Origin of the sequence: Pedobacter sp. MR2016-19, assembly GCF_014947265.1 — a bacterium.
GTDB lineage: Bacteria > Bacteroidota > Bacteroidia > Sphingobacteriales > Sphingobacteriaceae > Pedobacter.
The window spans coordinates 52449-76425 of record NZ_JADCNK010000004.1 but is presented as its reverse complement, the minus strand read 5'-3'; the positions used below and the strand labels follow the sequence as shown (position 1 = coordinate 76425).

Genomic DNA, 23977 nt, shown 5'->3' with positions numbered 1-23977 from the left:
TGATACCCCAAAAAATAATGACTAGATAAAGTTAGGCGGAGGTGTTGGAACAGTAGGATGATATGGGTCTACATATCTTTTAAAATGTTCTATAAAACTGCTCTTCAAAAAGAAATGGCTTGAAGAGAACTCGTAAGAAAAGATAGGATGATTAAGCTCGATGAGTTTGAAATCAGTAAACTTTGCAGTGTCTTTGGCGGCATCCTTTCCGCCTTCATGCTCTAACTCAATTTGCATGATTACAGCATTCATAATTTCCTTGTCAATACTCGTAAAAAATACCGGCGCTCCAGATATACCCATCTTCGACATGAAGATGACCATAAAAGTGGCAACGATTAAATACTTGTATTTCCTAAAAAACATTTAATTTCTAATGCTATTTTAATTCTTATGATTACAAAAGTAAACGGATTATTGGTTTTTCAATACTTTAAGCTGTAAAAAAAATGTAATTTAAGTAAAATGCAGGCACCTTTCAAGCAAAAACAGGATTCTTTATAACTTTTGAAAACAGTTGGTTCCATTATTATCGGTTAGTTCAGTCCTGCCATCCGCTAAATCTTTTTGGCAAAATTAACTATAAATTCAAAATCAATTAAAGCCAAAAAGGATACCACTTCTGTCGGGTTTAATTAACAACAACCTGCTCCCAAACCGCACTATTTTACCTGTAGGCGGATGAAAGATTTGGGTTCCGTTCATCAGCCTGGAGTTAAATAAACCCGATTGCCGGGAAGAGCTTCCGATCCTTCATCGGAACTCGTACCAAAAAGCGGGGCCAAACCTGCCAAAAGCAAAGAACCAACCGTTTCCAAATATTTATATTTTTTTTCTTTTTAGGAAATGAACAGTCAGTATTTCATAGATGTTGTAGCCTCGTCATCTGTTTTACCTAACATCGCGTGCTTTGAATAAAATAATACCTCGCTTACCTTGCATTACCAACAGTAATTTTTAATTTTAAAAACTCATCGCATTGCAATGGATAAAAAAATAGTATTACTTAAAGATAAAATCAACCAGGCAAATCTTGGCGGCGGACAGGCCCGTATCGACAGTCAGCATACAAAAGGTAAACTTACCGCCCGCGAGCGCATCCATTTTTTAATGGATGATGGCAGCTTCGAGGAAATTGGCATGATGGTGACCCACCGAAGCACCGACTTTGGCATGGAACGCGAAAAATATCTGGGCGATGGTGTGGTAACGGGTTATGGAACAATTAATGGCAGATTAACCTATGTATTCTCTCAGGATTTTACCGTGTTTGGCGGTTCACTTTCTGAAACCCATGCCGAAAAAATCTGCAAGCTAATGGATATGGCCATGAAAAATGGTGCGCCATTAATCGGCTTAAATGATAGTGGTGGTGCGCGTATCCAGGAAGGTGTTGTTTCATTGGGCGGTTATGCCGATATCTTTTATAAAAACGTGCAGGCTTCGGGGGTAATTCCGCAGCTATCGGCCATAATGGGCCCATGCGCAGGTGGAGCTGTTTATTCGCCCGCCATTACCGATTTTATTTTGATGGTAGAAAATACTTCTTATATGTTTGTTACCGGCCCAAATGTGGTTAAAACAGTAACACACGAAGAAGTAACTTCAGAAGAATTGGGAGGTGCCAGCACACATGCTACAAAATCGGGCGTTACCCATTTTGCCTGTGCCAATGAAATTGAGGCTATTCAACAGGTGAAAAAGCTATTGAGCTACATGCCGCAAAATTGCGAAGAGATAGCCGATCATTTACCTTACGAAGCAGCTGATGAAAGCCGGCCAGCACTCAATACTTTTATGCCAGAAAATGCTTCACAGCCTTACGACATACGTGAAGTGATTGCAGCCGTGGCCGATGCCGATAGCTTTTTAGAAGTACATGCCGCTTATGCAGAAAATATTGTAGTGGGTTTTGCCCGCCTTGTAGGGAGAAGTATTGGTATCGTAGCCAATCAGCCTGCTTATTTGGCAGGTGTTTTAGATAGCAATTCGTCAACCAAAGCAGCACGTTTTGTCCGCTTTTGCGATTGCTTTAATATCCCATTATTGGTATTTGAAGATGTTCCGGGGTTTTTACCAGGTACAGACCAGGAGTGGAATGGCATTATCACCAATGGGGCAAAATTATTATACGCTTTTAGTGAGGCTACTGTACCGCGCATTACTGTAATTACCAGAAAGGCATATGGTGGCGCCTATGATGTGATGAACAGCAAACATATTGGTGCAGATATGAACTACGCCTGGCCAAGTGCTGAGATTGCCGTGATGGGTGCCAAAGGCGCGGCAGAAATCATTTTTAAACGGGAAATTACTTCAGCAGAAAAGCCGGAAGAAAAATGGCTGGAGAAAGAAAAATTATATTCAGATATCTTTGCCAACCCTTATCGTGCTGCAGAACGTGGCTTTGTTGATGAAGTAATTGAGCCAGCCCAAACCCGTTTAAAGTTGATAAAAGCATTTAAAATGTTGGAAAATAAGGTGGTGAATAATCCAAGAAAAAAACATGGAAATATACCTTTGTAAGGATGGAAGATGGACAAAGTAAGATGGTAAATGGAGTCCACCATCATCCATTTTACATTATACGTCTTACACATTTAACTCCATTTTACATTACTTACATCTTACATCAAGTTACATGTTAAAAAGAGCGGATATTCTTCTCATGGCTTTTTGCACAGGCTTAATTGTAGCAAATATTTATTATTGCCAACCTTTGGTCATCTTAATTGCAAAAGAGTTTAACCTTACCGAAACCGATGCGGGAAAAATTACCTACCTCACCCAGATCGGTTACGCTTTAGGTCTTTTCCTTTTAGTACCACTAGGCGATATGTTCGAGCGTAAAAAACAGATCCTCATTATTACCGGCCTGGCGATTTTTGCCTTGCTGGTGGCTGCACTTTCACATACTTTTTTCATATTGGAAGTGGCTTCTATCCTGATCGGAACCTGTTCTATCGTACCACAATTAATTTTACCCTTAGCGGCTAATTTAAGTACCGATGAGAACCGCGGAGCCAACATTGGGATGATTATGAGTGGTTTGCTGGTTGGGATTTTAGCCTCACGAGCAGTAAGTGGAAGTATTGGCTTTTGGCTAGGCTGGAGAGCCGTTTATTATATGGCTGCAGGAATTTGTGGCATGCTCATTCTTTTAATGGCCAAACGTTTTCCACAAAGTTATCCTGCTTTTAAAGGATCCTATAAAGAACTCATGCGTTCGATGTTCAGTTACATTAAAACCCAACCCGTATTAAGGGAGACTTCGATTATTAACTTCCTGGCATTCGCCATTATTAGCGCATTCTGGACAACTATGGTATTGTTTCTAGCTAACCCACCCTTTAATTTCCAGACTTTACAGATTGGATTATTTGGAATTGCCGGGGCAGCAGGTGCATTGGCTGCACCATTGGTTGGAAAATTAAGCGATGGTAACAATCCACGCAAAAACTTAATGATTGGTTTTATATTACAAATCGTTAGTATCGCCTTGTTTTATTTTACCGGCAGCCATTTATATCTGTTTGTAATCGGAATTGTATTGATCGATATCGGTCAGCAAGCCATACATGTAACCAACCAGACCCGGATTTATACCTTAATACCAGAAGCCAGAAACAGGCTAAACACCATTTTTATGTCGGTTAGTTTTATTGGTGCAAGCTGTGGCTCTGCCCTGGGTTTGTGGCTTTGGGGCCAGGGTGGATGGGAATTATTCTGTTATGGAATGACGGGTATAATTGTCCTTAATATTTTAATTTATCAGTTCTACGGAAGAAAAAAAACAAATAACCAATCATAAAAATTTCATGAAATCTAAAAACGCAATCAAAACACTTTCAGCATTATTAATGTTTCTGGCCATTTTTGGTAAAGCAAAAGCTCAGGACAGCACTAAAGTAGAACAGCCAACTGAAGTAAAGTCACTTAATAAAATAAGACTGAGTCTTCTTTCACTACATTATGAACGGGAACAAAAAATAGGAAAACTCACCACAGTTTATGGAGGTGCAGGATTGGCCGGCACCTTTCTAATAGAATACAATTATAACTACATGGCTGGAAGTGAAACCAAAACCTACTTTGATCTGGCACCAAACCTTTACGCGGGAATCAGAAAATATTATCATTTTGAAAACAGGATTAAAAAAGGAAAAAAAACCATTAATAACGCTTCTAATTATTTTGGACTAGATGTAAGCAGTTATTTTTCTCCTTTAATTAAAGGTGGCAATCTCAATCAATATAATGTGGCAAATTGGGAGATCGGAATTACCCCGCAATGGGGTTTTCAACGCAGCATTGGCAAGAAAACAAATTTTGAGCTTTCATTGGGCCCAAATATGCGCATTAATAAATATCAAACCTATTATGGCGTTGATGGAAGAATAGGCTTCAGCTTTTTATTATAAATATGGTTCAAATTGAGCAAATATTCCCATCGCTAACCTGGCGGATCAGGCATGAGGCGATGTATCCGGAATTACCTTTTGATAGTGTAAAGCTTCCCGATGATTTTGACGGCATCCATTTTGGATTATACCTCGATCATAAATTAACTGGAGTAGTTTCTCTATTTCATGATGGTGATGTTTATCAGTTCCGTAAACTGGCCATTCTGCCCGATACTCAAAATGCAGGTTACGGCTCGCAACTAATGGCTTATATCCTTGATTTTTGTAAAATTCAAAAAGCAACAAAGTTATGGTGCAATGCACGTGTAAATGCTAAGGAATTTTATTTTAAATTTGGCTTCCAGGAAACAGATAAAACCTTTTTTAAAGATGGTTACGATTTTGTAGTAATGGAAAAAGAATTATCAAGTTAAGTTTAAAATGAGTATGAAGTCTCAAATCTGAATACTCAAATCTCATATCTATTAAAATGGCTAAGAAAAAAGACGACGAAAAGAAAAAACATGTTGCTGTGGTTACTAAAAAATCGCTGCAATTTCTGGAAGAATACATCAATAACCCTGCTCCTACCGGTTATGAATGGGAAGGACAAAAACTTTGGTTAAATTATTTAAAACCATATATCGACGAACATTTTATCGATAATTATGGCACCGCTGTAGGCGTTATTAACCCTAAAGCTGATTTTAAAGTAGTTATAGAAGCTCACGCCGATGAAATTTCATGGTATGTAAACTACATCACCAACGATGGTTTAATTTATGTGATCCGCAATGGCGGTTCTGACCATCAGATTGCACCTTCTAAACGTGTAAACATTCATACCGAGAATGGCTTGGTTAAAGCAGTATTCGGCTGGCCAGCTATCCATACGCGCCATGGGGAGAAAGAACAGGCTCCAGAGTTAAAAAACATCTTTTTAGATTGTGGTTGCACATCAAAAGAAGAAGTAGAAAAATTAGGCATCCACGTAGGCTGTGTAATTACCTACGAAGACGAGTTTATGGTTTTGAACGACCGCTACTATGTTGGCCGTGCTTTAGATAACCGTGTGGGTGGTTTTATGATTGCCGAAGTTGCCCGTTTATTAAAAGAAAACAAGAAAAAACTTCCGTTCGGTTTATACATTGTTAACTCTGTACAGGAAGAAATTGGTTTACGCGGTGCCGAGATGATTGCCCAGCGCATTAAACCAAATGTGGCCATCATTACCGATGTAACGCACGATACCACTACCCCAATGATAAACAAAAATGTTCAGGGCGATTTATCTGCAGGTAAAGGTCCGGTGGTTTCTTATGCCCCTGCTGTACAAACCAATCTGAACAAACTATTGATTAAAACTGCTGAGAAAAACAATATTCCTTTCCAGCGCCAGGCTTCATCACGTTCCACCGGAACCGATACCGATGCTTTTGCCTACTCAAATGGCGGCGTACCATCTGCATTAATTTCGCTGCCTTTACGCTACATGCATACAACCGTAGAAATGGTACACAAAGAGGATGTTGACAATGTGATCAGCCTGATTTATGAAAGCTTATTGAACATCACCAACGGTCAGGATTTCAGGGAATTTAAATAATGGAAAAAGTAAACCACCAGAAAATTATCATCAGCACCTTGTTAAAGGTTTTATTAATGATTGTTGTTATTATCATTCTTAATTCATGGCCAAATATTAGACAGAGTTTTAGTGGTAATATACCACCACTTAATTACTGGCTCAATCATAGTTTTAAAATAAGTAATATCATCCTCATTTTGGGATTTGGTGGTTATTTTTATTATAAAGATTTAACCGATCAAAAACAACTGATTGAAAAGTCAAAAAACACCAATCAGTATTAATTTCGCTTCAGATGATGTCATGTTGAGCTTGTCGAAACACCTTTAAAGGCCCTTCGACAAGCTACCATTGACAGATTCCAATAGAAAAATCGTCATTGCTAGGAACGAAGCAATCTTAATACGCACGTTGATAGCGATCGTTGTAAGGTTGCTTCGTCGGCTAAAAAAGCCTTCTCGCAATGACGATTCCTCGTTGGCACATAGCCGCTAAAACCATCTGTCACTAACATTCATTTTTATACCATAAATTATCTTCAAGATAACATTCTATATTTTGATGATACAGCCTCTCTTTTCCCCCTATACCTCCAATCGTTTTAGCTTAAGCTAATTTTGCTCAACATTGAGATAACCTCCTGATTTTAAGATTATTTTATTAAAATTCAAAATATCTTTACATTGTTTATGTAATTTACCCAGATAGTTTATCCTTTTATTTATGAACAAAAAAAATATTGATCTATCCATTATTTGTGATGGTCATTGGGATGTGGTATTCGACCACCTTGGCCTTGGTTTTTGGGAGCTGAGTATAGCAACAGGCATACTTCGTTCAACCCGGTCGTTTAAACAAAACTTTGGTTATCCGCCAGATGGTGTTTTAAGCTATGAAACTGTTCTGGGCTTAATCCTAGCAGAAGATCTTGATCATGTTCAGGATGAAGTAGAGCTTACCATTACCAAAGAAAAAAACAGTTATGATGTTGTGTACCGTATCCGCCGTCCAGATGGGAAAATCCGATGGATAAAAGCCAATGGAATACTATCCCAACAGGACGGCGAAACGTTAAAATTAATTGGAACAACTTTAGATGTTACCGATTTAAAACAATCTTAATATGAGTTACAGATCATTTAGTTCAATCCAAACAGGTCCGTGGTCGCTTGTTTTTTCCCATCCCCTAACGTGCATATCCACTCCTGCTGATTTTAAGCGATCGCTCACCTGAGGACTTAGTAAAAAATGATCAATTCTTAATCCGGCATTTCTGCCATAAGCATTACGGAAGTAATCCCAAAAGGTATAGATGGTTTCGGTTGGATATAATTTTCTGATTGCATCTGTCCAGCCCTGGGCAAGTAAATTTTTAAATGCTAAACGTGTTTCCGGACGGAATAAAGCATCTTCAACCCATCTTTCAGGTTTATAGGCATCCAGCTCGGTCGGAATCACATTATAATCTCCCGCTAAAACAACAGGTATCTTTCGCGCCAGCAACGTTGCGCTATGTGCAGCAAAACGTTCAAACCATTGCAGCTTATAATCAAACTTAGGGCCGGGTGCCGGATTGCCATTTGGCAGGTATAAACAGCCAATTACCACACCGTTTACCATTGCCTCTATATACCTGCTCTGCAGATCTTCAGGATCTCCATCCAAACCACGCTTTAATTCTGTTATTTCTAAATTTCTGGCCAGTATAGCTACTCCATTCCAGCTTTTCTGTCCATGCCAGATCGCATTATATCCTGCATCTTTAATCGCCTGTTCAGGGAATTTTTCCTGCGGTGCCTTCAATTCCTGCAGGCACACTACATCTGGCTGGGTTTCTTCCAGCCAACGTAACAGTACAGGCAAGCGGCCATTTACACCATTTACATTATAAGTAGCTATTTTCATTTTATAAAGCTCAACATTAAAACCCAAAAATAGAAGATTGTTACATTTTGATCTTAAATATTAGGCCAAATTTTGGTCAAATAATTCAGATAATTTAAAAATTTGGACTTATCTTGCAATTCATTTTGCACAGGTTCAAACAGCCCATGTTCAAAGCAGTCTCAAACAATACTTCTGCCGAATCAAAAGACATCCGTTGGTTTTATGATCAGTATGCACCCATGCTGCTTGGCTATATCAACGGCATCGTGCAAGATCATCAAAAATCAGAAGACCATTTGGTTGCTATTCTTACTTCATTTGTTCAGGACGTTGTTATTTTGCAGGAAAAATGCAGGTTAAATAGCTGGCTCCAACTGCGCCAATATGCACAAAGTAAATTAACTTTGTTTGCGGCAAAAGATCATCAGTTAAAACCTCACCCCTCATTAAACAAGGGAAGGCTGGATTTATTAGATGATTTACAGAAACGGATATTCTGTGCAATATATTACCATGGAAAATCAGTTTCATACCTGGCGGCGGCAATTGGCTGTGATGAAAGCGAAATCCGCAATCAGTTAAAATTATCAATCGATAAAATGAGGAGGACAAGTGGAAATTAATAAAATTATTGAAAGCGGTTTAATGGAGACCTATGTAATGGGAATTGCCACCGAAGAGGAGGTACAGCAAGTTTTATCGCTAAAAAAAGAATATCCGGCATTCAAAGAAGCTTTGGAACTGCTCGAATATGATATGGAATTACTGGCACAAAGCATGAGTATTGAGCCACCGGTCGGCACTTTGTCTAAAATTGAGCATGAGATCAGTGAAATCCAACGTCGTAACCAGGCGCTACAAACCACTTTCGAGCCCGAATACAGGCATGAAAAATCTAATGGGGAAAGCAGGCAGGAAAAATATATACAGGTAGAATCAGAATCTAACCAAATGCGCGTAAATAAAGCCTGGAAATGGGTATTTATTGCAGTCTTTGTATTAGGAAAAGTATTTTTAGCGTGTGCCATTTATTTTTATCTGGAGAACAGACAGGCAAAGGAACAAATCAAAGAATTGAAAATAGAACTAAAACAAAAGATCAGGTAAAATTATGCTGAATTTAACAGATAAAACCTGTCTTTTTTAAAACCAATACTAAACTGAAATGTTTAGTTGTTAAGATTCATTCATGTTTGAGCGCATGTTTTGAGTTTAGATATAGGGATAGGCTTCTAGTCTATCCCTTTTTTATGTTCAAACAAGTTTATTGCTATTCAGCAATGCCTTCACCTTCTCTTGCAGGTTGATAATATCAAAAGGTTTTTCGATGATATCATTGGGAGTACAGTTTAAGTTATCCATATTCAAAGCCGAAAACAATATAACTGGCAAGTATGCTGTTTTAGGATTATGCTTTAACTTATTGCAAATTTCCCGGCCATCATACTGACCAATAAGTATATCCAATAAAATAATATCTGGTAAAAAATTAGCGATTGTTTCTTCTAAATTTCCAGCATTTAAAATACCTCTTATATGATAATGTTCTTCCTCGAAAATTAATTTAATAATATCATGAATGTTCTCATCATCATCAACTATAAGAATTTTCTTAACTAGCGTGTTGCTCATTTGCAGCAAATCTAGTTGAAGTGGCTTAGTTCATACAAGGTATTTATACCCGAATTTACCGAATAAATATTAGGCAGCTAAACCAGACTTATAATTTTTAAGCATTTTTTTCAGCAAGCCTCTGGCCACGTGTATTTTCGTTTTTACAGTGCCCAGGGGAATGTTTAGCTCGGCAGCAATTTCATGGTATTTATACCCTTCAAAATAACGGCAAAAGCAAAACCGGCAATCCTCAGGCAAAGCATTTAGCGATTTCTGAATATCCTCCATTACAAACTTTGTGGCACCACCATTTGATGATGCACTTGGAACCAGTTGGATGGAAGTTAGATCTTCTTCCTGCTGGATCATTTCATTCTTACGTTTTACCTTATAGTAATGATTAAGAAAGGTATTTTTCAGGATGGTAAAAAGCCATGCCCGCACGTTGCTTCCCATTTCAAATTTAGCCGAAAACCTAAATGCTTTCATAAAGGTATCCTGAACTAAATCGGCAGCGTCGTCTTCGTCATGTGTGTAGGCTAATGCGCGATCGAAAAGTGGTTGTCTGTACTGATAGATGTCGCAATTGAAATTTAAGGTATCCATATTAGTTAAGGCTGATGTAATTATTCAACAAACAGCAATACCTTATGTTATTTGTAAAAATACCCGATTTTTTACGGTTTATTTAAATCACTCAAAAAAGCCTCTAAAAATGACCAAAAACACTAGTCTACATAACCATTTCGCATAGCAAAACGAATTAAAGATGCGGAGTTTTTTGTCCCGGTTTTACTAATTAAAGCTTCTCTTTGACTCTCTACTGTTCGCCTGCTTAAGTACAATTTATCGGCAATTTCCTGATTCGTCAAGCCATCAGCGATGAGTTTTAACACATTAATTTCGCGCTCTGTGAAGTTAATATCGGTATTCATTTTTCGCGAAAGCATATTCAGCTGCGTATTAAAACGCTCTAAAATGGAAATGCACATATTAGAAGAAAGATACCGTTTTCCCTTCATTACGTGTTTTAGGCAAAACAGCAATTCATCTTCTTCAATATCTTTTGACAGGTAAGCAAAAGCACCTGATATTAAAGCATTTGATGCATATTTTTCATCTTCTAAAATAGACAAAACCACTACCTTTGTATTGTATCCACGCTCTTTAATCGTATTGGATAAAGCTATTCCATCAAGCCCTGGCATTACAACATCTGATAAAATGATATCAGCTTTTGTTCCTTTTTCAAGAAGCTCCAAAACGGCTAAGCCATCTGGTACTTCTGCAACAACATTGATGCCTTCGTGTTTTTCTATAAGCGCTTTAAGAGAGGTCCGGATGATATGGTGATCGTCCGCAAGAATAATGTTAATCATAATTCAAATATAACTTACGCCATTTTAAAATTAAAACGGCTACTTAGGCAGCTCTATGTAGAAGGTAGTTCCGATACCAATTTTGCTTTTAAACCAGATTTTCCCCTGATGTAACTCAACAATTGCCTTGATTATGCCCATACCAAATCCGCCTGATTCCTCTCCCTTAAGACCTGGTCTCAAAGTTTCGGGTAAATGGTTAAAAAGGCCGGCCTGCAGTTCTTCCGGAATACCGATCCCGTCATCAGCTACGGTGATTAAAACGGAACTTTCATATTCTTCGGCATGTAGTGTAATATTTCCATAATCAGGAGTAAATTTTATGGAATTTGAGATGAGGTTATTGATGACCTGCAAAAATTTCATACTATCCAGGTTCAGATAAATCTGCTCTGACGGACTGGTGAACTTAATGTTTTTCATTTTACCTAGTTTTGATCGTTTATAAAAACGAACTACATCTCTAAGTTCCCAAACCAAATCTGCCCGCTCTTTCCCAATTTCAATTACTGATGATTTTAAAAATTCACGATTAATCATGCTCCGTACCAAAAGCAGGTTACGCTCACACATTTCCTGAATAAAATCCAGCGAGTTTATCATCTGCTCATCGCCCGTTTTTGAAATGTCCTCTTTCATGGATGAAGCAGTTAATTTCATCATGCCCAGCGGTTCTTTTAAATCGTGCGCCAATACTTCCAGTGTTATATTCTTTCGGGCATTTATTTGTTCGATGTGAATTTTATTATGGCGTGCCACAGTAGTATCTTCTACCGTACCCACTAAATGCTTAACATCCCCATCAATAACAGAAAATACAATTACACGTACATATTTTTCCTTATTGGCAAACAGCAAACGGAATTCATATTTTTTCTCCGTACGCGCTTCAAGGCATTCCATGCGGCATGACATCACATGTGTTACATCCTCAGGGTGTACACGCCCCAGAAGTAGCTGTGGATTAGTGATAACTTCATCAGAATCGAGTTCCCAAATATTACCTATCGATTTATTTAGATATGAAAAATTTTGCGCTGTATAGTTGAAAATAAAATAACCATCAAGAGAACGTTCACCAAGATTACAAAAAAGCTCTTTATTCAATTCGACCATGATTTAATGTTTGATAATCTGCCACTAAACGATATAAATAATGAATCAGCAGTCACATTTCAAACAGCACAAGGGTAAAAAAGTTTTATACAAAAAGAATGGGTGTAACTACTTAGCATAAGAAAGGGTAGATAGCTGTTGACTCAGCTCCAGAGATATTAACATTTTCCACACGATGTGTAAAATTATTTGATGCATTAAAACTAACTATTGCCTAAATTATTAAACATAAAGAAAAGACAAAAAAGTCCTGTGAGCGGGAGATCCGCGGAGGGCAGGCACACCATAAAGAAGTTACAGTTCTTCCTACCAATAGCCATCGCACAGGTGGCTATTTTGTTTTACATCAGGCTGATTAAAAAACATTTTACCTGTTGAGCTGATTTCTTCACAGCAATTAAATTCACTACAAAATAAATCATTCCGCGGCGCATCATAAGCAAGCCAAAAAGAAAGAGACCTTCGGAGGTAAGACCGTGTTGTATGGCAAAACAATCAATTATACCTCACTAATATAAATTTTATAAAAAAATTATCCCACATGATGACAATTTTATATTTATGAGACGGCTTCTTTTTTGGTGGTGTCAGGTATTTCTACTTAATGTTTAACTTTTGTTTTCCTTTGGATTGCAATAGTTTAAACTTCACCAGTAAGTTGATAATAGCTTACTCACTGCCAATTTACTTTGCGCTTTGCCTAGAGCCCTCTCTACATTCCCATCCTAAAATCTTACATTTATACAATAAAATTGAACATTCCCTTTATTAATTTGTTAAACCATCATGGACTACATAGACTATTATAAAATCCTCGATTTAAAAAAAGATGCAACCACTGAGGATATTAAAAAAGCTTATAGAAAATTAGCCCGAAAACATCATCCGGATCTTAATCCCAACAATGAAGAAGCCAATAAAAAATTTCAGCAAATTAACGAGGCTAACGAAGTTTTAAGCGATCCCGAAAAACGGAAGAAATACGATAAATACGGCAAAGATTGGCAGCATGCCGATCAGCTTGATGCGCAGCAACAGCAGCAAAGACAATACCAGTCGCAAGGCCAGGGTTATGGAGGCAATAGCTATTCTGGTGGTTTTGGTGGCGAAGATTTTTCTGATTTCTTTTCCTCCATGTTTGGTGGCGGTGGCGGCAGAAGCAGCAGAAATTCACCTTTTAAAGGCCAGGATTACAATGCTGATTTACAGTTAAACCTACTTGATGCCTATACCACCCACAAACAAACCTTAACTGTTAATGGCAGGCAAGTACGCATTACCATTCCAGCTGGTGTAGAAAACGGACAAAAGATCAAACTTCCGGGCTATGGCGCGCCGGGAGTTAATAATGGCCCTCCAGGCGATCTGTTTATAAAATTCAATATTACCGATGACCCCAAATTCAAACGAAAAGGGAACGACATTTATATCCAGGAGGAAATAGATCTGTATACCGCCATTTTGGGTGGCGAAAAAATTGTAGAAACCTTAAATGGCAAAGTCAAACTTAAAGTGCCTGAGGGAACACAGCCAGATGCTACTTTAAGATTAAAGGGCAAAGGGTTTCCGGTTTACAAAGAAGATAACCAGTTCGGCGATCTGTATATTAAATGGCAGGTTAAAATACCCACCCAGCTAAATGCTGAACAAAAAGAACTATTCGAAAAACTTTCCAAATTCTAACCATTATGGAAACCTATCTAATACCTGTAGAAGAAATTTGCACTTATCACCATGTAGAAATCAATTTTATCCATTCTCTTGAAGATTTTGGACTGCTCCGTACCACCGTTAAAAAGCAATCTGTCTTTTTGCCTGTCGATGAATTATCTAAACTGGAGCAGTACCTGCGTTTAGCAAAAGATCTGCAGATTAATCTGGAAGGTATTCATGCCGTTTCTCATCTGCTTAATCAATTGCAAAATATGCAACAGGAAATAACCGTTCTTCAGAACGAACTAAATTATTATAAGCAACTTAACCCGTAATACTAAACAGCCATTTGTCCGGTATTTCAGATTAAAAGTGCCAACAAAAACACAACCTTCTAAGATATGTTTCTTAAATTGGCAATCTAATTTTAAAAAATGAGCGATCTTTCTTCAAAATTCATCGAAAAAATAAAATCATCCTATGCTCCTTCGGGGTCGTACATTTATTTAGGCGCCGGAATTTTAGACGGACAGGTTTACAGCGAAGCCGAAGTTAATTTATCATTAAAAATGATGAACAGACATGGTTTAATTGCCGGAGCAACAGGAACTGGAAAAACACGTACCCTGCAATTATTAGCAGAACAGTTATCAGATGCTGGTGTTCCAGTATTTATGTTGGATGTTAAAGGCGATTTATCAGGTTTAAGCCAACCAGGAGCCGTTAATCCGAAAATAGAAGAAAGAGCACAACAACTCAACAAAACTTTTTCGCCAACAGGTTTCCCTGTTGAGATTTACTCCCTTTCGGGTAAAATGGGCGCTCAGATGCGTGCAACTGTACTTGAATTTGGGCCTACGCTATTATCAAAAATTTTAGATTTAAACGACACACAAGCAGGTGTTTTAGCAGTTATCTTCAAATATGCCGATGATAATAAACTACCAGTAATCGATTTAAATGATTTAAAAAAACTAGTCTCATATCTTTCAGAAGGTGCCGGGGCAGCAGAAATCAAAAGCAGTTATGGCAGTATTTCTACTGCAACATCAGGTACCATGCTAAGAAAAATAGTTGCCATAGAACAGCAAGGATTAGGTGGTATGTTTGGCGAAAAATCGTTTGATATAGAAGACCTTTCCGAACGGGTTGATGGCAAAGGAACCATTAGTTTGTTAAACATCTCTGATGTTCAAAACCAGCCCATATTATACTCTACATTTTTATTAAGCTTATTGGCTGAATTATTTAATACCATGCCCGAAGTTGGCGATTTAGACAAACCAAAGCTGGTATTCTTTTTTGATGAGGCCCATTTATTATTCAAAAATTCTTCTAAAGCATTTTTAGAACAGATAGAAACCATTATCAGGCTCATCCGTTCTAAAGGTGTTGGTGTTTTCTTTTGTACACAGGCACCTACCGATGTTCCGGAAAGTGTTTTAGGCCAGTTGGGTAACCGCGTGCAGCATGCCTTGAGGGCTTTTACTCCAAATGATGTAGATGCTCTTAAAAAGACAGTTAATACCTACCCGAAATCAGATTTTTATGAGATCGATAAAATATTAACCTCATTGGGAACCGGACAGGCTTTGGTTACTGTTTTAAATGAAAAAGGTATTCCGACTGAAGTTTCGGCAACCATGCTTACCCCACCAAGGGCCATAATGGGGCCATTAACTGCTGCAGATTTTGATCAGGTGGTTCACGCCAGTCCGATGTATACAAAATATAAAGATGCAATTGATCGGGAAAGTGCCTACGAAATTTTAACCCGGCGCATTAACGACCAAACTGCTGTTGTAGAACAACAAAAACAAGAAGCCGAAGCCCAAAAACAGGCCGAAAAGGAAAGCAAACCCAAACCTGGCGAAAAAAGTCTGGTTGAACAAGTAATGGGCGCGACAATAACCCGCCAAATTGGTAAAGAAATTGTTCGCGGTATTTTTGGCATGCTCACCGGCAAGAAAACAAGATCAAAAACCGGTGGTGGACTTTTTGGATTCTAAACAAATTATTTAACCTTTAAAACGCTCAAATTATTAATTTCGCAATACGAACCAGAGAGGATTGTTCTATTAATCATCAAAAAGTTCGGCACTAACAAAAATTAACAAGTAATAAATGAAACCCACCCTATTAATATTGGCAGCCGGTATGGCAAGCCGTTATGGAAGTATGAAGCAGATTGATGGTTTTGGTCCAAATGGCGAAACGATTATCGATTATTCAATATACGATGCAATTAATGCCGGCTTTGGTAAAGTTGTATTTATCATTAAAGAAGAGTTTGTAGATAACTTTAAAGCTATTTTCGAACCTAAACTTGCAGGAAGAATAGAAACAGATTATGTTTTCCAAAATTTCGATTTAAAACAGTTCGGAATAGAAGAAGAAATTTATAGAGAAAAACCTTGGGGTACTGCACACGCAATCCTATCAGGTAGAAATGTAGTTAAAGAACCATTCTGCGTAATTAACGCTGATGATTATTATGGTTTCGATGCCTTTAAAAAAATGGTTGATTTCTTAACCACGGAAGTGACGGATAGCAATTATTCAATTATCGGTTACGAAATTGGCAAAACTTTATCTGAGTTTGGCGCTGTTTCCCGCGGTGTTTGTAAAGTAGATGCAGCCGGTAATCTGGAAGAAATTATAGAACGCACAAAAGTTTATCCTAAAGACGGTAGTATCTTTTACGAAGAAAATGGCGAAGAATTCCCATTGGCCTTTGAAACACCTGTATCGATGAATTTCTGGGGTTTTACACCAGCAGTATTCAAAATCACAGAAGATCTTTTTAGAGAATTTGTGCAGGCGAACAAAGATAAACCTAAGGCAGAATTTTTTATTCCATTAATTGGAGAAAACCTGGTAAAAAGCAATACAGCAACCTTTAAAGTTGTACCAACCTCAAACAAATGGTTCGGTGTAACTTACAAAGAAGACAAGCCTTATGTTCAGGATAGTATTGACCAATTGGTTAAAAACGGAACATATCCGGAAAAACTTTGGAATTAAATTTTAGATTCTGAAGTTTTAAAAGACTAAGGATACGCTAAAGAAAATATCAATTACACAAATAGGTACGGGTTTAATTAACCGTACCTATTTGCTTTCTCCATAAGCAGAAGAAAAGATATATTCTTCAAAATATCAATAATCTGGTATTTAAATCGCCACAAGCTATTGCAAATAACCTCAGACTAATAGCTGATTATCTTGCTTTTACCTATGCTGATTACATTTTTATAAAACCGGTTTCGATAACTCAGCGAAGAAATAGGCCTACCTTCACAACGAATACTGGCTTATGGCTTCATTTGCGCCAAATATGTTTTCATTTAATAAGTCTAATAGTAGCTTGCGGTGCAATACGCCAAACAAAGAGAAGAACATGAGAATCAATAATTTTAAAGTCTGGCTTTTTATTTCCGCTTCGCTCCTTTTTGTCCTTTTTACTTTCATAACATTCATTGCATCTGGATTGGTTGATGAAGGTACCGATGGAAACAGCTCGACTGTACAAGCAATAGCTAAAGCATATTATATTTTCCGTTTCCCTACACATACTTTGTTTTTTCAATTTATGAATGGTCCTATTTTCTTCTTTGGACTATTGATCAATTGTTTGTTTTATGGTTTTTTCACTGAGCGAATTGTTTTTATATTGAGTAATAAAAAATTAGCTACCAGGTTATGACCATATAAGACATTTAAGGTCATATAAGTACTTTTCCAAACCTTCCGCATGTTTTGAAAATCTGCGAGGCTTAAAACACCTGCCATAAACAACAAGCCCTTCTTCCTAAACCCGACAGCAGCGAAAATACTTTTTAAAGTATGGCCTTAATACAAAGCAATTGCAACAGATGGAAAAGATACTTCGTTCCTCAGCATGACAGAAGTTTAAAAAGATTGTAGCGAATGGCGGGACTGCAGTTCCCGAAAAGTACCGGAACACTCATTTCCAAAATCTTTTGAACCATATAAGACATATAAAAACATATAAGCCCTTTTTGACACCCTGCGAGATTTAGCCCATAAAAAAAGCGCTCCGATTTTACACCGGAACGCTTTCTATATTTAAATCTTCGGACTTTACGGACCTCAGACTTTCTGACTTTAAGACACTATTTCTTATCGTCTTCTTTTACTTCTTCAAAATCAACATCAGTAACGTTATCGCCACCACCTTGAGGTTGACCATCAGCTTGTGGTTGTTCACCACCCTGAGGCTGACCGCCGTCTTTATACATTTCTTCTGATGCTACGTTCCATGCATTTTGCAATTCAGCTTGCGCTGCATCGATATCTGCGAAGTTACGTGATAAATGCGCTGCTTTCAATTTCTCTAAACCAGCTTCGATTGGCGCTTTTTTATCCGCAGATAATTTATCACCAAACTCTTTTAATTGTTTCTCAGTTGAGAAAATTAAAGCATCAGCTCCGTTGATTTTATCAGCTTCTTCTTTTTGCTTAGCATCATCTGCTGCATTAGCTTCAGCTTCTTCTTTCATTTTTTTGATCTCAGCATCAGTTAAACCTGAAGATGCTTCGATACGGATTTTTTGCTCTTTACCAGTCGCTTTATCTTTAGCACTTACGTGTAAAATACCGTTGGCATCAATATCGAAAGATACTTCTACCTGAGGCACACCACGAGGTGCTGGTGGAATACCATCTAAAATAAAACGGCCAATTGTACGGTTTTGGCCAGCCATTGGGCGCTCACCTTGTAAAATATGGATCTCTACTGAAGGCTGGTTATCAGCTGCAGTTGAGAAAGTTTCCGATTTTTTAGTTGGGATAGTTGTGTTAGACTCGATTAATTTAGTCATTACGCCACCCATGGTTTCGATACCTAATGATAAAGGCGTAACGTCTAATAACAATACATCTTTCACATCACCAGTTAACACACCACCTTGAATAGCAGCACCAATTGCTACAACCTCATCAGGGTTAACACCTTTACTTGGCTCTTTACCGAAGAAAGCTTTAACCGCTTCCTGGATTGCAGGGATACGGGTTGAACCACCTACCAAAATAATTTCGTCGATATCGCTTGTGCTTAAACCAGCATTTTTCAAAGCAGATTTACAAGGATCGATAGTACGTTTAATTAAGCTATCAGCCAATTGCTCAAATTTAGCACGAGATAATGTACGCACTAAGTGTTTAGGGCCGCTGGCATCAGCAGTAATGTATGGTAAGTTAATTTCTGTCGAAGTGGTGCTTGATAACTCAATTTTAGCTTTCTCAGCAGCTTCTTTTAAACGTTGTAAAGCCATTGGATCTTTTGCAAGGTCCATGCTGTTTTCTGATTTAAATTCTTCAGTTAACCAATCGATAATAATGTGGTCAAAGTCATCACCACCTAAGTGTGTATCACCATCAGTAGATTTTACTTCGAAAACACCATCGCCTAATTCTAATACAGAAACGTCATGAGTACCACCACCACAGTCAAACACAACAATTTTCATGTCTTTGTGTGCTTTATCTAAACCATAAGCTAAAGCAGCTGCAGTTGGCTCGTTAATGATACGTTTTACAGTTAAACCTGCAATTTCGCCAGCTTCTTTAGTAGCCTGACGTTGTGCATCATTAAAATAAGCTGGTACAGTAATAACTGCTTCTGTAACTTCCTGACCTAAGAAATCTTCAGCAGTTTTTTTCATTTTCTGCAAAATCATTGCAGAAATCTCTTGTGGAGTATATTTTCTGTCGTCGATTTCAACACGTGGTGTATTGTTATCACCTTTAACCACTTTATAAGGTACACGCCCAGCTTCTTTCGCACTTTCGTCGTAGCTGTTACCCATAAAGCGTTTAATCGAATATATCGTTTTTGTTGGGTTGGTTATAGCCTGACGTTTAGCAGGCTCGCCAACCTTACGCTCACCGTTTTCTGCAAAAGCAACAATAGACGGTGTAGTACGTTTACCCTCACTGTTTGCGATAACTACAGGCTCGTTGCCCTCCATTACGCTCACGCAAGAGTTTGTTGTTCCTAAGTCTATTCCAATAATTTTTCCCATTGTATTTTTATTTTTCTCTTTTTAAAGTATTATAATTTCTACTCCTATTAAACAATGCTTGTGCCAATTGGGTTTTGGCAGATAATACAGGTAAAAGACTGATAAAATGTAAAAAAAGCGGTTATAGTTTACTGACAGCATGACAGAAATGATGGATGATGTGGAATGGAAGATGGAAGTAAGGGAGGCTAAAGACCAAAGGTGAAAGCAGAAAGACTAAAGCTTAAAGAGAAGTTATTTTAAATTGATTTGAAAATGAGCGTTCGAATCTCGTTGGGAGCACCTGCCCCGCTAACCGCTTTATTCGTTTCACTCGTGTTCGCTATTATCGGGTTTATTGAACAGCGTTTTTTGTGCTTCGGTGATAAAAACACAAGCAGAAATAATGAGTAGTCATCTAAATGCCCTCAAAGTTTTATATCTTTAAATTACAATCAATCGGTGCAATCATTTAAATCTGTGTAATCACCTAAAAATCCTTATAATTACCAAAAAAATGCAAATAGCAGCACAAATAGTAATCGGCTTAGTCGCCTTTATCCACATCTACATCCTTTGGTTGGAAATGTTCGCATGGACCACCAAAGCACCAAAAGTTTTTAAAACCATCCCGAAAGATTTATTCGTACCAACAAAAACTTTGGCTGCCAATCAAGGCTTGTACAATGGCTTTTTAGCAGCAGGTTTAATCTGGTCGTTATGTATCAGCGATCATCAATGGAAACTTTATGTGGCCATTTTCTTTTTAACTTGCGTAATTATTGCCGGAATTTATGGCGCCGCAACAGCCAGCAAAAAAATCCTTTATGTGCAATCCATCCCGGCATTAATCGCATTAATTTTATTGCATCTGTAGGCTCCATTCTATTGGTTGGTATCACACCAACCAACATGGTAAATTCCTGGCCGCAATCGCCACCCTGAACTTGTTTCAGGGTTTTATCTTGAAGGATGCTGAAATAAATCCGATAACTATCAGATCAAAATGACTATGGTTCTTATAGCTTAAGCCAGCATCATAATTTAAGCACAGCTTTGCGTTTCTTTGCGAAAAACTTAGCGTTCTTTGCGGTTAAATTACAACTCCAACAACCTTTCCAAATGATGGTAACCGATCCCAAAATACTCCTTACTTGCTTTAATTTTCAGTAAAATCTCTGCTTTTCGCTCCGCGCTATGCGCCTTGCCCTTTACCCCCACTACAAGCACATTTTTTGGTGTGTGTGCATCAGAAATAAATTCAAAAACCTTTGTTTTATAACCGAAATACTCTAAAATCAAAGCCCTTATTCCATCCGTAACCATTTCGGCCTGACGTTCTAAAAAGATCCCGTATTTGGTTAAAAAAGAAACATCGTTTTTCACTTTGCTTTTCTCTATTTCCCTGCGGATCTGTTTATGGCAACACGGCGCAACCACAATCAGTTCAGCATCCGCTTTAATCCCTTTATAAATGGCATCATCGGTTGCTGTATCGCAGGCATGTAATGCAATTAAAAGATTTACATCCTCAGCTTGATAGCCTTCAATGGTTCCCTGTACAAAATTCAATTTATCAAAAGCAGATTTAACAGCAACCTGGTTACACAAGTCAACCATATCCTGACGGTACTCTACTCCTGTCACCTCGCTTTCCAGCTTTAAAACCGAATGCAGGTAATCGTACAGTGCAAAAGTTAGATAACCTTTACCAGAGCCCATATCAGCCACCTTTTTAATGGTTCCTTCTGGCAGTTCCTTTATTAAAGAACTTAAAATTTCAATGTAATGGTTAATCTGCCTGAATTTATCCTGCGCATTTTTAAAAACCTTACCGTCTGCATCGGTAATCTTTAATTCAGTTAAATATGATTTCGAATCAGGTTTGATCAACCTGCTTTTTTCCTTGTCATGATAGGCTGATGGCGCTGCCTCACTTGATGCTTTACCTTTCCTCCATACAATTTTTCCATTGTTCAGTTCTTCCAATATCAGGTCGTTTTCTGTGGTAAACAGCGTAGCTATTTTAAATCCATTCTCCAGATAACCCGCAATTAAATCGATTGCCTCATCAATGGCATAATTTTTTACCACATCGCGTGTTTTATAACGATAGGTAAAAGCCAGTTTATCTTCACGTTTGATCACCACCTTACGGATCAGCAATTGTTTTAAGGCTTCCTCTGCTCCTTTGTAGTTCCCCAGGGAAACTTTTACAAATGTTGCTGCATTCAGGCTTTCTTTTAAAGCTGTGATAAATTGTTCTATATATTCCGACACTGGCATTTATATTTAAAACACAAAGATAATCAAGTTTATTTGGAGCGGCACATACCTATGATAATGTAACAATAGAGCGACCATATAAAATCACGGAAGAGGTAAAATGTAATATGGCCTGCCATTTTCAACCAGAAAAATCGTTAGTATTGATTTAAATAAATGAATGACATAATACGATTTAGAAATACAAAAAGGCACCATTATCTATATTGATTCCAAAGTAGCGCAACGCTTTTTTTTCAGAAAATTAAATTCTAGATTAGGATATTTAAATAGCTAATCACAATACATGAGTGACTTTCAGATAAAAAAATCGCCTACAGTTTATGATGCCATTGTTGTTGGCTCAGGAGCTGGTGGCGGGATGGCAGCCTACGTTCTGGCGCATGCTGGTCAAAAGGTTTTATTGCTCGAGGCTGGTCAAAATTTCGATCCACGTTTAGATTCACATCAATTAAAATGGCCATGGGAGTCGCCACGCCGTGGGGCAGGTACTGTCCGTCCATTTGGAGATTTTGATGCTTCTTACGGGGGGTGGGAATTAGAAGGCGAGCCTTATACCCAGAAAAACAAAAGTGAATTCGAATGGTTCCGTTCGCGCATGCTCGGTGGCCGTACCAATCACTGGGGAAGGATTTCTTTGCGAATGGGTCCTGACGATTTTAAACCTAAAGATGGTTTAACAGATGCCTGGCCGATAACTTATGCTGATGTAAAACCATTTTACGATAAAGTTGACCGCATGATCGGTATTTATGGAACAGCTGAAGGTTTAGAAAATGAACCTGATGGCATATTTATGAAACCACCTAAACCAAGGTTAAATGAGCTTTTCATCAAAAAAGGAGCAGAAAAAGCCGGGGTAAAGGTAATTACCGGTCGCGGGTCTGTATTAACAGAAGCTTTACCTAATAATAGCGACCGTGCCCCTTGTTTTTACTGTGGACAATGTGGCAGAAGCTGTAAGGTTTATGGCGATTTTTCATCCTCATCATGTTTGGTAAACCCTGCAGTAAAAACAGGAAACCTGACTGTGATTACAGATGCGATGGTACGCGAAGTGATTACGGATAAGGATGGTACGGCTAAAGGTGTTTCTTATGTGAACCGTAAAGATTTGCAAGAATACCAGGTAAATGGCAAACTGGTTATTTTAGGTGCCAGTGCCTGCGAATCAGCACGTATTTTATTGAATTCAAAATCAACTTCACATCCAAATGGCCTGGCTAACAGCAGTGGTGTGGTTGGTAAATACCTGCACGATTCTACCGGAGCAAGTGTTTCCGGATTCCTGCCACAATTGATGGACAGGAAACGTTATAATGAAGATGGTGTAGGCAGTGTCCACATTTATTCGCCATGGTGGTTAGACAACAGGAAGTTGAATTTCCCACGTGGTTACCATATCGAATATTGGGGCGGAATGGGCATGCCTGCTTACGGTTTTGGTGGTGGTGTGGCTCAAATGAACGGGATGGTACCTGGCAGAGATGGTAAAATGAAAGAAGCCGGAGGTTATGGAAAATCATTAAAAGATGATTACCGCCGGTTTTATGGAACTGGTGTTGGAATGGCTGGCCGTGGTACCGCAATTGCCAGAGAAAGTAACTATTGCGAAATCGACCCGAACACAGTAGATAAATATGGCATTCCTGTTTTAAGATTTAACTACAAATGGGACAAAGATGAAATTCTACAGGCTAAACACATGCAGGAAACCTTTCTATCGATTATGAAGGAAATGGGTGCCGTGGTTACTTCTGAAATTCAGGGAGCAGATACCAATTATGGTTTACTCAACCCCGGAAAAATCATCCATGAAGTGGGTACCATCCGCATGGGTGATGATCCTAAAAAATCGGCGCTAAATAAATACTGCCAGGCACACGACTGTAAAAATCTATTTGTGGTAGATGCAGGGCCATTTGTGCAACAGGGTGACAAAAATGCCACCTGGACGATTTTAGCCCTTTCGATGCGTACTGCAGAATATATTTTAGCTCAAAAGAAAAAACAGAACATTTAAGA

General features: G+C 38.2%; 23 protein-coding genes. 15 read left to right on the top strand and 8 right to left on the bottom strand.

What is annotated here, in order from left to right:
- Positions 1-21: 21 nt before the first annotated feature.
- Positions 22-366, bottom strand: a complete 345-nt coding sequence (locus IM793_RS07375; RefSeq protein WP_132398610.1) for a hypothetical protein — start codon at positions 364-366, stop codon at positions 22-24.
- 618 nt (positions 367-984) lie between these two features.
- On the opposite strand from IM793_RS07375, the gene IM793_RS07370 reads away from it, so the two are divergent.
- From IM793_RS07370 to IM793_RS07340, 7 genes are all read left to right on the top strand, one after another.
- Positions 985-2526 (top strand): acyl-CoA carboxylase subunit beta, encoded by a 1542-nt coding sequence (locus IM793_RS07370; RefSeq protein WP_193420401.1) that lies wholly within the window; start codon positions 985-987, stop codon positions 2524-2526.
- Positions 2527-2641: 115 nt separating this feature from the next.
- Complete coding sequence (locus tag IM793_RS07365) at positions 2642-3811, top strand: MFS transporter (protein WP_227256172.1); 1170 nt, start codon at positions 2642-2644, stop codon at positions 3809-3811.
- A 7-nt stretch (positions 3812-3818) separates the two neighbouring features.
- Positions 3819-4421 (top strand): hypothetical protein, encoded by a 603-nt coding sequence (locus IM793_RS07360; protein ID WP_193420400.1) that lies wholly within the window; start codon positions 3819-3821, stop codon positions 4419-4421.
- Between the two features lie 2 nt (positions 4422-4423).
- Complete coding sequence (locus tag IM793_RS07355; RefSeq protein ID WP_227256171.1) at positions 4424-4837, top strand: GNAT family N-acetyltransferase; 414 nt, start codon at positions 4424-4426, stop codon at positions 4835-4837.
- Positions 4838-4893: 56 nt separating this feature from the next.
- Positions 4894-6009 (top strand): M42 family metallopeptidase, encoded by a 1116-nt coding sequence (locus IM793_RS07350; RefSeq protein ID WP_132398600.1) that lies wholly within the window; start codon positions 4894-4896, stop codon positions 6007-6009.
- Positions 6009-6275, top strand: a complete 267-nt coding sequence (locus IM793_RS07345; RefSeq protein WP_132398598.1) for a hypothetical protein — start codon at positions 6009-6011, stop codon at positions 6273-6275. The genes IM793_RS07350 and IM793_RS07345 overlap by 1 nt, the downstream gene beginning before the upstream one ends.
- Before the next feature lie 439 nt (positions 6276-6714).
- Positions 6715-7113, top strand: coding sequence for a PAS domain-containing protein (locus IM793_RS07340; RefSeq protein WP_193420399.1), 399 nt, complete (start codon positions 6715-6717; stop codon positions 7111-7113).
- A gap of 6 nt (positions 7114-7119) precedes the next feature.
- Here IM793_RS07340 and xth read toward each other — a convergent pair whose 3' ends face one another.
- The gene (xth, locus tag IM793_RS07335; RefSeq protein WP_193420398.1) at positions 7120-7896 is read right to left on the bottom strand and encodes an exodeoxyribonuclease III; all 777 of its coding nucleotides are present in this window, start codon (positions 7894-7896) and stop codon (positions 7120-7122) included.
- 146 nt (positions 7897-8042) lie between these two features.
- On the opposite strand from xth, the gene IM793_RS07330 reads away from it, so the two are divergent.
- On the top strand, positions 8043-8501 hold the full coding sequence (locus IM793_RS07330) for an RNA polymerase sigma factor (RefSeq protein ID WP_193420397.1): 459 nt from the start codon (positions 8043-8045) through the stop codon (positions 8499-8501).
- A complete protein-coding gene (locus IM793_RS07325) occupies positions 8491-8985 on the top strand; it encodes a hypothetical protein (protein WP_193420396.1) in 495 nt (164 codons plus the stop codon). Before IM793_RS07330 ends, IM793_RS07325 begins: the two co-directional genes overlap by 11 nt.
- A gap of 147 nt (positions 8986-9132) precedes the next feature.
- Here the strand turns inward: IM793_RS07325 and IM793_RS07320 are convergent, their stop codons facing one another.
- The 4 genes from IM793_RS07320 to IM793_RS07305 all read right to left on the bottom strand — a co-directional run bounded on the left by IM793_RS07320 (position 9133) and on the right by IM793_RS07305 (position 11987).
- On the bottom strand, positions 9133-9510 hold the full coding sequence (locus tag IM793_RS07320) for a PleD family two-component system response regulator (protein WP_193420395.1): 378 nt from the start codon (positions 9508-9510) through the stop codon (positions 9133-9135).
- 69 nt (positions 9511-9579) lie between these two features.
- On the bottom strand, positions 9580-10098 hold the full coding sequence (locus IM793_RS07315; protein WP_193420394.1) for an RNA polymerase sigma factor: 519 nt from the start codon (positions 10096-10098) through the stop codon (positions 9580-9582).
- Between the two features lie 122 nt (positions 10099-10220).
- Positions 10221-10871 (bottom strand): response regulator transcription factor, encoded by a 651-nt coding sequence (locus tag IM793_RS07310; protein WP_193420393.1) that lies wholly within the window; start codon positions 10869-10871, stop codon positions 10221-10223.
- A 39-nt stretch (positions 10872-10910) separates the two neighbouring features.
- Entirely contained in the window at positions 10911-11987 is a 1077-nt protein-coding gene (locus tag IM793_RS07305; protein ID WP_193420392.1) for a PAS domain-containing sensor histidine kinase, read from the bottom strand.
- A gap of 786 nt (positions 11988-12773) precedes the next feature.
- On the opposite strand from IM793_RS07305, the gene IM793_RS07300 reads away from it, so the two are divergent.
- The 4 genes from IM793_RS07300 to IM793_RS07285 all read left to right on the top strand — a co-directional run bounded on the left by IM793_RS07300 (position 12774) and on the right by IM793_RS07285 (position 16664).
- The gene (locus tag IM793_RS07300; protein ID WP_193420391.1) at positions 12774-13670 is read left to right on the top strand and encodes a DnaJ C-terminal domain-containing protein; all 897 of its coding nucleotides are present in this window, start codon (positions 12774-12776) and stop codon (positions 13668-13670) included.
- 5 nt (positions 13671-13675) lie between these two features.
- Positions 13676-13975, top strand: coding sequence for a chaperone modulator CbpM (locus tag IM793_RS07295; RefSeq protein ID WP_193420390.1), 300 nt, complete (start codon positions 13676-13678; stop codon positions 13973-13975).
- A gap of 99 nt (positions 13976-14074) precedes the next feature.
- The gene (locus IM793_RS07290) at positions 14075-15649 is read left to right on the top strand and encodes a helicase HerA-like domain-containing protein (RefSeq protein WP_193420389.1); all 1575 of its coding nucleotides are present in this window, start codon (positions 14075-14077) and stop codon (positions 15647-15649) included.
- 115 nt (positions 15650-15764) lie between these two features.
- Positions 15765-16664 (top strand): sugar phosphate nucleotidyltransferase, encoded by a 900-nt coding sequence (locus IM793_RS07285; protein ID WP_193420388.1) that lies wholly within the window; start codon positions 15765-15767, stop codon positions 16662-16664.
- Between the two features lie 1112 nt (positions 16665-17776).
- On the opposite strand, the gene dnaK is transcribed toward IM793_RS07285, so the two are convergent.
- Positions 17777-19687 carry a molecular chaperone DnaK gene (gene dnaK / locus IM793_RS07280; protein WP_121284589.1) on the bottom strand — a complete coding sequence of 637 codons (1911 nt, stop codon included), beginning with the start codon at positions 19685-19687 and terminating at the stop codon, positions 17777-17779.
- Positions 19688-20183: 496 nt separating this feature from the next.
- On the opposite strand from dnaK, the gene IM793_RS07275 reads away from it, so the two are divergent.
- A complete protein-coding gene (locus tag IM793_RS07275) occupies positions 20184-20543 on the top strand; it encodes a DUF1304 domain-containing protein (RefSeq protein ID WP_193420387.1) in 360 nt (119 codons plus the stop codon).
- Between the two features lie 221 nt (positions 20544-20764).
- Here the strand turns inward: IM793_RS07275 and IM793_RS07270 are convergent, their stop codons facing one another.
- Positions 20765-21952: an SAM-dependent methyltransferase gene (locus IM793_RS07270; RefSeq protein WP_193420386.1), complete on the bottom strand. Its 1188-nt coding sequence runs from the start codon at positions 21950-21952 to the stop codon at positions 20765-20767.
- A 286-nt stretch (positions 21953-22238) separates the two neighbouring features.
- On the opposite strand from IM793_RS07270, the gene IM793_RS07265 reads away from it, so the two are divergent.
- Positions 22239-23975, top strand: a complete 1737-nt coding sequence (locus IM793_RS07265) for a GMC family oxidoreductase (protein ID WP_132398572.1) — start codon at positions 22239-22241, stop codon at positions 23973-23975.
- Positions 23976-23977 lie beyond the last annotated feature (2 nt).